We start from the raw sequence: 9800 nt of genomic DNA, 5'->3' as shown, positions 1-9800 counted from the left end.
AATAATGTAGATAAATTAGGCACTCTGGGGCTTTTTTTCACAGCACTGTTTTCGCCTTGCTGTTTTCCTCTTTTTGCATTTGCAGCATCAGCTCTTGGACTTGGAAGCTTTGAATTATTTGGAGGATGGACGATGTGGATTTTTCAAGCGATGGTTTTAATTTCCATTGTTGGCTTAATCATTTCCTATCGTAAACATCGTTGCCTGTATCCTTTATTAATAGCAATCCCGAGTGGAATAACAATATTATTTGCCTGTTATTTTAGCAAATCAGAAAATGCAGTTTATTTAATTTATGCTGGTATGCTTGGGCTTTTCATAGCTACGATAGTAAATTATTATCGAAACAAATTACACGGAAATTGTGATACTTGCACTATCTACAATGGAAAATCAGTAGAATTAAAATCTACATTAACATGTCCAAATTGTGGGTATAGTAAAGACGAAATAATGCCAACCGATGCTTGTCAGTTTTTTTATGAGTGTGAAAAATGCAAAACAGTTTTAAGACCTAAACAAGGCGATTGTTGCGTTTATTGTAGTTACGGAACTGTAAAGTGTCCACCAATACAAGCCGGAGATAATTGCTGTTAGAAATCACAAAATCAATATAACTTAAAGTATAAAAATACAGTAATCAATAATTCAAAACAATGAAAAAAATATTCCTATTTCACCTAATTATTTTACAATCAGTATTTATTTCTGCACAAAACAAAGTCCAGATAAGAACAACATCTGCAAGTCCTGCTTCATCATTTGAACAGGAAGTCGGCAGTGCAAAAATTAAAATAGCCTATAGTAGACCATTAGTAAGAGGCAGAAAAATATTTGGTGAGTTAGTGCCATTTGATAAACTTTGGCGAACTGGTGCAAGTGATTGTACCGTAATTACAACTTCTGAAGATATCTCCTTTGGTAATAGTATATTAAAAGCGGGTAGTTATTCAATATTTTCAATTCCTTCAATTAATGAGTGGACAATAATCATTAATACAGATATAACTTTACATGGTGAAACCGGCTATGATGAGAAAAAAGACGTAATGCGTTTTAAAGTTCCCACAGAAAAAAGTCCCTATTTCTATGAAACATTTACAATTGAATTAAATGACATTAATAGCAAAGGTGAAGCATTTCTAAAAATCTTTTGGGAAAATACTATGGTCAAAATACCAATTAAAAGTAAAGAGGACGATATGTTATTAGCGTTGATAGACCAACATATCGTTAAAGGAAAAACGCAAGATGCCAACTTATTATTTCAAGCAGCCAACTATTATTACAGTACAAATAGAGATTTCAAACAAGCAATTAAATGGCTATTGGATGCTGAAAAGTTAAATCCTCAAAATTTCCATTATCCAAATTTGAGACAAAAAATAGCATCGGAAAACAAAGATTACGCTAGTGCTATTGAAGCTGCAAAAAGGGCAGTATCATTAGCAGATAAGGAAAAAATGAAAAAAACTATAGAAACATTGAACAATAAAATAGCAAGTTGGGAATTGCTATTAAAAAAATAAAATCAAAAATGCTTGATTTTCAAAAATTTGCAATAACTAAAATGAAAATATCAGATATGGATTTACAAAATATTTTTTCAAAAAAAATGTTGCAAATAGTACTATTACTTTTTGTATCACAAATCTTATTCGCTCAAAAAATAGTGCGTTATGATTTATACGTTCGCGATACAATTGTCAACTATTCTGGAACTGAAAAAAGAGCTATTGCGGTGAACGGTCAAATTCCAATGCCAACCTTAACTTTTACAGAAGGCGATATTGCCGAAATATATGTCCATAACGAATTAAATGAAACTACTTCGTTGCATTGGCACGGATTATTTTTACCTAACAAAGAAGATGGAGTACCGAATTTAACCCAAATGCCCATTCAACCTGGCACAACGCATAAATATACATTTCCCATCATCCAAAACGGAACGCATTGGTATCATTCACACTCAGGATTACAAGAACAAATCGGAATGTATGGTATGTTCATTATGAATAAAAAAGAAAACGATCCTACTTTTAGAAAAGGTATCGATGATTTACCAACTGTTCCTTTAATTTTAAGCGAATGGACCGATTTAAAACCCGAAAACGTTCACCGAATGTTACACAACGCTTCCGATTGGTTTGCCATAAAAAAAGGCTCAACACAAAGTTATAGTGAAGCTATCAAGCAAGGACATTTCAAAACCAAATTGGGTAACGAGTGGAAACGTATGAATGCCATGGATGTGAGCGATGTTTATTACGAAAAGTTTCTAATCAACGGAATAAACGAAAGTCAATTAACTCAGTTCAAAGGAGGAGATAAAGTCCGACTTCGTATTGCTAATGGAGGTGCTTCCTCTTATTTTTGGTTGACCTATGCAGGTGGAAAAATTACGGTTGTAGCTAGTGATGGTAATGATGTAGAACCTGTTGAAGTAGATCGATTACTAATTGCTGTTTCAGAAACCTATGATGTGATTGTCACAATTCCAGCCGATAATACGTCGTATGAGTTTTTAGCAACTGCCGAAGACAGAACAAAATCGGCTTCCCTTTACATTGGAAATGGTATCAAACAATTGATTTCACCCTTGCCAAAATTAAAATATTTTGAAGGGATGAAGATGATGAACGACATGATGAAAATGAACGGTGAGTTAGACGATATGGGAATGAGCATGTCGTTAAATCAAATGGATATGAACGTAGTTATGTATCCCGAAATTACTGGAGAAGCTGATAATAAAAAGAAAGAACAAACACCAAAGGCAGCAAGCCATCAAGAACATTCAAAACATAATAAGTATGATGCTAATGCATTGGCGAACATCACCACATTGAATTACGCCATGCTTAAAGCTACCGAAAAAACAACATTACCAAAAGATGCACCAGTAAAAGAACTTCGTTTTGAACTTACGGGAAACATGAACCGTTATGTGTGGAGTATGGACAATAAAGTGATTTCAGAAACCGATAAAATTTTAATTAAGAAAGGCGAAAATGTTAGAATTACGCTCTACAACGGTTCCATGATGCGCCATCCCATGCATTTGCACGGACATGATTTTAGAATCATTAACGGACAGGGCGATTATGCTCCTTTAAAAAATGTTATGGATATTATGCCAATGGAAACCAACGTAATTGAATTCAATGCCAATGTAGAAGGCGATTGGTTTTTTCATTGTCACATTTTGTACCACATGATGGCGGGAATGGGCAGAATTTTCACCTATGAAAATCAAGAACGCAATCCATTAATTCCTAATCCAAAATTAGCCCAACGCAAATTATTTGCTGATGACAGAGCTTTTCACTTTATGGCTGAAAACGATTTTGCTACCAATGGTAACGATGGTATGGCAATGGTACAAAATACTCGTTGGAGTTTAGGAGCAGAATGGCGTTTAGGATACAACGACATGCATGGTTATGAAGCAGAATTCCATTTAGGAAAATATATTGGGAAAATGCAATGGTTCATGCCTTTTGTAGGTTTCGATTGGCGTTACCGCAACATGGAAGGTGAGATAGAAAAAAACATTTTCGGACAAAAAAACACCAAAGACCACAGAGCTGTTTTCAGTGCCGGTTTTGCATACACTTTACCCATGCTTGTACAATTCCAAGCTGAAGTGTTTCAAGACGGAAATCTAAGATTACAATTAATGCGAGAAGATATCCCTGTTTCCAAACGATTACGAATGGGGTTCATGGTCAATACTGATACCGAATACATGCTAGAAGCACGATATATTCTAAAACGAAATCTCAGCCTAAGAACTCATTATGATAGCGATATGGGATTCGGATTCGGGTTGAATTTAAATTATTGATTTTAAAATTAGTATATGAAATACAGCATTACGCTAAAATTTTAGACAAGAAAATTAGTGAGGATATGCAAGTGTTAAAAGCAAAATTCAATTTTCAAACTAACAAAAAAGCAAGTTCTGAATAGTACTTGCTTTTTTATCTAATGTTTAGACAATTAAGAAATACATTTTAATTTTTGTTTCTCTTTCTAAATCCATTACTACCTTCATACATCTTACCTCTAAAGTAAAGACCAACTAACCAAGCAATAAATAAGCCTATTAATTCCCACCATTTCATACTATTTCATTTAAAATCTAGGTTAAATTAGGGAACTTAATTTTTTTCAAGTATGCATTTTTGGAATTTAATTATGCAAAAAGAAATGAGATAGTATATGGAAATGTTTGTTGTTGTAAAACACAAAAAGATGCCTAAGCATCTTTTTGTGTTAATTATATTAAAGTTATATTACTCTTACTGAAAAATATATTTGTTTCATTTTTCCGTTTTTCTCGAGATTCGTTACCTTTATGTCAATTTCTTCATTTTTGACTTTATGAAAGAATAAATTATGACCTCTTTTAACATAACCTATAAATTCAGAATTTTTGAAAATCTTTACAGCTGATTTATCGGCTTGATTTTCTGGTTCAAGTTCAAATCTTAATTTATCTCCTATGTTAACACAATCATTGGCTAAATTCAAATGTGATAGAGCTGCAATGTTTGATACAAAATGGATTCCTATACCGTTATATTTTTTTGGATATTCTGCTAAAAATTCAAAGGTATCAGTAGCTAACTCACCTTGTGTAAACCCTAATTCGTCAAACCAATCTAAACCATCAATATTAGCTTTCCAAAAAGATAAATAATTATTTCTATCTGCTCTAGTTTTTGGCATCAATCTCAAAGATAAAGCTGTTTTAAGATTGGTACGATACTCTTTGTCAAAGTCTGGAAACTCGGGATAATTATAAAATCCTTTACCACTAGCTTTCTTGACTTCATCAGCTTGATATTTAAATACAATATCGTCCCCTGATGAATTTTCTCTTGAAAAGACACCTACTAAAAATCGACCATCTCCTTTGCCTGGTCTCCAACTTAAATAGATTTTTTTTAATATCATATTACAAGAATTCCTGTAAAAGTCTTTTTGTTCTGATTGTTATTAATTTACTTATTAATTCCTTTCTTTTTGGTGAAAGGAAATATTTTTCATCTGCAAAGATAATACCATTATCTATGTTTAATACAATATCGTTGATTATATTTTCGTTAAAATTTTCATCAACTTTTTTTATAGAATTAATTACTGCATCTGGATAGATTTTTGCTATATGTTTTAGTAATTCTATATGTGGCATTGCAGCACCAAACCATTTTAGATGAGATACAGCTTTCTCTCCAAATAAGTACTTTTCTAATTTAGTATCATCATTGATAAAACTATCTAAATTTTCTTCAATAATATTATAAGCTAAACAATTGCCATTATCAAAAAGTGGTGAAAATCGAACAGTTCTTGTTATAATGGGTGAGTTTGTATCTTTTTTTAACCCAAAGTATTTATTTGGTCTTATTTGTATTTTGATTTCTCTTATGATTGCCCAATTTTGTTGATGCCTATCCCTATTTCCTATAACTGAATCAAAAACTAACATATTGATGAAATCATTGATAATCAATTTTTCTTCCTCTTTTTTTAAAGATTTAAAGAAACTTTCAACAAGTTGAAAAGTATGATCAGTTCCTCTTTTTGTTTCAAACTCGGGATAAATTCTTAGAAGTACTTGTTGTCCATGAATTAATTCTTCAGTAAAATCTTTTGTCATTGATTTTGAAAGACATCCGCCTATACCGTCTAAAGTAGCAACTTCATATTTTAAAACATTAAAACCTAACTTTTTTCCAATTTCAAATGCAATAATTTCATTCCAAAATTCCCATGGATATTTTTCTTTTGGTTCTTTAAAATAAAACAAATCGTAAGTTTCTGGATGAAATACCACTTTTTTGATTCTCTTTCCAATAGGAACGAATCTTTGATCGCCAGAAGGCCATTGTGATATATCTATCAATCCCATATACTAAAAGTTCTTGGTTGTATTCATTTTCAAAAGTCTATTAACAGACATTTTAAATTTTATATTTTTTTTAATCTTAAATAAAATTTTTAATCCTTATCTAAATCTATATTTAGACATCAAATCTAAATTTTTTTAAAGTGGTTTATCTGGCCAAAAGTCCTTAGGAGAGCAATTAAATATTTCTGCAATTTTATTTAAATGATTAATATTATATTTTGCTCTTTTTGATGGTGCTTCAACATGAGATATAAAACTATCACTCATCTCTAATTTTTGAGAAAGTTCTAATTGTGTAAGACCATGTTCTTTTCTCATAGTCTTGATTTTATCAATTATATATAGTTCTATTTTTGTCAATTATCTTGGTATTACTAGCATTTATACAAATAGCAACTAATTATGATTAAAAATCAATGGTATATGTACCATAATTTGAATTATATTTATATATTTGTAAATGAATTAATATATTTGCGATTCTTCAAAAAACATTGAAGCATTCGCTTAGAATCTCGTTTTCAAAAACTGGTAATTTTTAAACACACGAGATGATAAGTAAGATGCTCACGTCTATGGGCGTGGGCTCACTTATTCGTGTGTTCGGTATACCAGTACCTTGAAAGCGGATTTGTTGAGTTCCATGCCTTTTTTTATACCTAAAAGTCACCTCTCAACATTCATTCTTAGCACTGCTTGTATTACAAAGTTTCGAAAATCACTCATATTAACAATTTAGTTAGTTTGGAAGGGCACTGCCTGCGCTGTAATATTTTAAGCAACGGCAGTTTCACTTCTCAACTTAGAAACCTTAAAAAACAATGCCTATGATGTAAAACAAAACAGTATGTCAAATGATTACATGAATTCAATCATGATAATCAGTGCCATTTGTGGCTAACAAAAAAGTCCCCTAAACCGTCGGCAAACTAGCTAGAGGACTAAAGCAAACAAAACCAATGTTTCATTTAACCAAAACAAAAGTATGAATAAAAATGCATTCTTTAGGTATTGGGCATCACAACTATTGCCCAAACTTATTCTCACATTAGCTGTTTTTTCAACAGCTATACTACAAGCACAAAATACGGTTATCAAAGGAACTGTTTCCGATAATGTGGGTACGCTTTCGGGTGTTACCGTTATTATCAAAGGAACAACAACCGGAACGTTAACCGATATTGATGGTAACTTTCAAATTTCGGCCCAACCTACTGATATCTTACTATTCTCTTATTTAGGATATCAAACACAAGAAGTACCCATTAATAACAGAACTATAATTAAAATTAATCTACAAGAAGATACAACAACACTTAAAGAAGTGATTGTAAATGCGGGTTATTATACAGTAAAAGACAAAGAGCGTACAGGTAGTATAGCAAGAGTTACCTCAAAAGATATTGAAACCCAGCCTGTACCCAACATTTTAGCTACTATGCAAGGACGTATGGCAGGGGTGAACATCGTACAAGAAACAGGTATAGCAGGCGGCGGATTTAAAATAAACATCAGAGGTGTCAATAGTTTACGAGAAGATGCAAATAATCCGCTTTATATTATTGATGGCGTTCCTTATAGTACGGATGCTATTAGTGATTTACAAACTTCAACCTCAACAATAGGTAATGGAAATCCGCTTGCTAGTATTAATCCCAATGATATTGAAAGCATAGAGGTGTTAAAAGATGCCGATGCTACTGCCATATATGGTTCTCGAGGAGCTAATGGGGTAGTGCTTATTACTACCAAAAAAGGGAAATCAGGTAAAACATCTGTTAGCATTACCACTAGTACCGCTGTGGGTTCAGTAACCAAAATGATGGACTTGATGAATACCGAACAATATTTAACCATGAGAAGAAAAGCTTATGCTAATGATGGTATTACAACCTATCCTGCAAATGCTTATGATGTAAACGGTACTTGGGACCAGAACCGATATACGGATTGGCAGAAAGTTTTAATCGGGGGTACGTCTGAAGTGAATACGATTCAAGCTAATATTACGGGTGGTAATCAACAAACCAATTTTTTAGTAAGTGGCAACTACCGAACAGAAACTAGTGTTTTTCCAGGCGACTTTTTATATAAACGCGGTGGTGCTCGTGTTAATTTAAACCATCGTTCTGATGATAATAAGTTTTCCGTTCAATTTTCGGGTAGTTATATGGTACAAAATAATGATTTACCTTGGATTGATTATGTTACATTATCTCGTCAATTAGCTCCTAATGCTCCCGCACTTTATGATGCAAATGGAAATTTAAATTGGGAAAACAATACGTGGACAAATCCACTTTCTAATAATGTGAGAAAATGTTTGACTTTTACAACGGATTTAATTGCAAATACCGTAATGTCATATAAATTAGCCGATAATTTGGTTTTAAAATCAAGTTTTGGAGTTTCTGATTTGAGCAACGAGGATAGTCGTTCGACTCCTTCTACTACTTACAACCCATCCTTTAACTTAAGTAGTCAATATTCTTCTATTTATGTAAATAATTTACGAAGACGTTCTTGGATTATGGAACCCCAATTGTCATGGAATAAAGAGTTTGAAAATGCTTCAGTGGATGTATTAATGGGAGCTACTTTCCAGAGTCAAACGAGTAAAAAGCAATTGGCGTATGCCACAGGTTTTTCAAGCAATAGTTTGTTGTATGATTTGTCTGCTGCTTCACAAGTTTTAATTAGAAACAATGAGGAAATTGATTATAAGTACCAGGCTTTTTTTGGAAGAGCTAATTATAATTATGCAAAAAAATACATATTAAATCTTACCGCAAGAAGAGACGGTTCCAGTCGTTTTGCATCAGGGAATCAGTTTTCAACTTTTGGAGCTCTTGGTGCGGCTTGGTTGTTTCATAAAGAAGATTTTTTAAAGAGCACAGAACGTTTTCTGAGTTTCGGAAAATTGAGAGCGAGTTATGGTATAACAGGTAGCGATCAAATAGGTGATTACCAATATTTAGATACTTATTCTTCCTCTGGAATTAGTTATGGTGGAATCATAGGATTACAGCCTTCTCGCTTATATAACACCAATTTTGGTTGGGAATCTAATAAAAAATTAGAAGTCGCTTTGGAGCTAGGGTTTTTAAATGACCGTATCCTGTTTAGTGCTTCAACTTATAGAAACCGTTCTTCTAATCAATTGGTAGGTTTACCACTTCCAGGAACTACAGGTTTTCCTTCTATACAAACCAATTTAAATGCTACCGTTGAAAATAAAGGTTTAGAGTTTACCTTGCGAACTGAAAATATAAAAAGTACTAATTTCTCATGGGTTTCTAATTTCAATATTACTAAAGCGGGTAATAAATTACTTTCTTTTCCAGGATTAGAAACTTCAGCTTATCGCAATCAGTATGTAATTGGACAACCTACAACCATTCAAAAATTGTTTCAATTTACAGGGGTAGACCCAGTTACAGGATTGTATCAGTTTACCGATTTTAATGGGGATGGTGTGATTTCATATGAATATGACCGTCAGGTAGTCAAAGATTTTAATCCTGATTTTTATGGTGGTTTACAAAATGTATTCACTTATAAAGGATTTCAGCTGGATTTCTTATTTCAGTTTGTGAAGCAACAAAACTTCAACTTTGCTAACACTCAAAAATTTGCAGGTCATTTTATTAACCAACCTGTAGCGTATTTGAATAGTTGGCAAGAGGCAGGTGATAATGCACCTTATCAAATATACGCTACTAATGCCAATTCACAAGCTGGAAAAAACGGTCAAATTGACCACCACTTTCCAGTCTAAATTGACCATCGATTTCGGTGCAAACTGACCACTCAATTCCAGTCCAAATTGACCACCTAAATTTTAGAGTAAAATAGTCATTAAAAACAGTTACTTTTT

At 32.7% G+C, this 9800-nt stretch carries 7 protein-coding genes and 1 pseudogene; 5 read left to right on the top strand and 3 right to left on the bottom strand.

The annotated features are described in order from the left end of the window. The 4 genes and pseudogenes from L6Q46_RS10090 to L6Q46_RS10075 form a co-directional block, all read left to right on the top strand. Positions 1 to 327 (top strand): annotated as a pseudogene (locus L6Q46_RS10090) (MerC domain-containing protein); the annotation flags it as partial. Positions 328 to 378: 51 nt separating this feature from the next. Beyond that, on the top strand, positions 379 to 597 hold the full coding sequence (locus tag L6Q46_RS10085) for a GDCCVxC domain-containing (seleno)protein (RefSeq protein ID WP_035124236.1): 219 nt from the start codon (positions 379 to 381) through the stop codon (positions 595 to 597). 59 nt (positions 598 to 656) lie between these two features. Next, positions 657 to 1529, top strand: a complete 873-nt coding sequence (locus L6Q46_RS10080) for a DUF2911 domain-containing protein (protein ID WP_291284191.1) — start codon at positions 657 to 659, stop codon at positions 1527 to 1529. Between the two features lie 86 nt (positions 1530 to 1615). Further along, positions 1616 to 3850, top strand: a complete 2235-nt coding sequence (locus L6Q46_RS10075) for a multicopper oxidase domain-containing protein (RefSeq protein WP_291284192.1) — start codon at positions 1616 to 1618, stop codon at positions 3848 to 3850. 446 nt (positions 3851 to 4296) lie between these two features. Here L6Q46_RS10075 and L6Q46_RS10070 read toward each other — a convergent pair whose 3' ends face one another. From L6Q46_RS10070 to L6Q46_RS10060, 3 genes are all read right to left on the bottom strand, one after another. Continuing rightward, on the bottom strand, positions 4297 to 4965 hold the full coding sequence (locus L6Q46_RS10070) for an HIRAN domain-containing protein (protein ID WP_291284190.1): 669 nt from the start codon (positions 4963 to 4965) through the stop codon (positions 4297 to 4299). Position 4966: 1 nt separating this feature from the next. Beyond that, complete coding sequence (locus tag L6Q46_RS10065; RefSeq protein ID WP_291284189.1) at positions 4967 to 5923, bottom strand: hypothetical protein; 957 nt, start codon at positions 5921 to 5923, stop codon at positions 4967 to 4969. 135 nt (positions 5924 to 6058) lie between these two features. Then, positions 6059 to 6241: a helix-turn-helix transcriptional regulator gene (locus L6Q46_RS10060; RefSeq protein ID WP_291284188.1), complete on the bottom strand. Its 183-nt coding sequence runs from the start codon at positions 6239 to 6241 to the stop codon at positions 6059 to 6061. A gap of 667 nt (positions 6242 to 6908) precedes the next feature. Here L6Q46_RS10060 and L6Q46_RS10055 point away from each other — a divergent pair. Then, complete coding sequence (locus L6Q46_RS10055; RefSeq protein ID WP_291284187.1) at positions 6909 to 9701, top strand: SusC/RagA family TonB-linked outer membrane protein; 2793 nt, start codon at positions 6909 to 6911, stop codon at positions 9699 to 9701. Positions 9702 to 9800 lie beyond the last annotated feature (99 nt).

It is taken from the genome of Flavobacterium sp. (assembly GCF_023151265.1).
Taxonomy (GTDB): Bacteria; Bacteroidota; Bacteroidia; order Flavobacteriales; family Flavobacteriaceae; genus Flavobacterium.
Note: the sequence above shows the minus strand (reverse complement) of the source record. Positions and strands in the feature narration are given on the sequence as shown.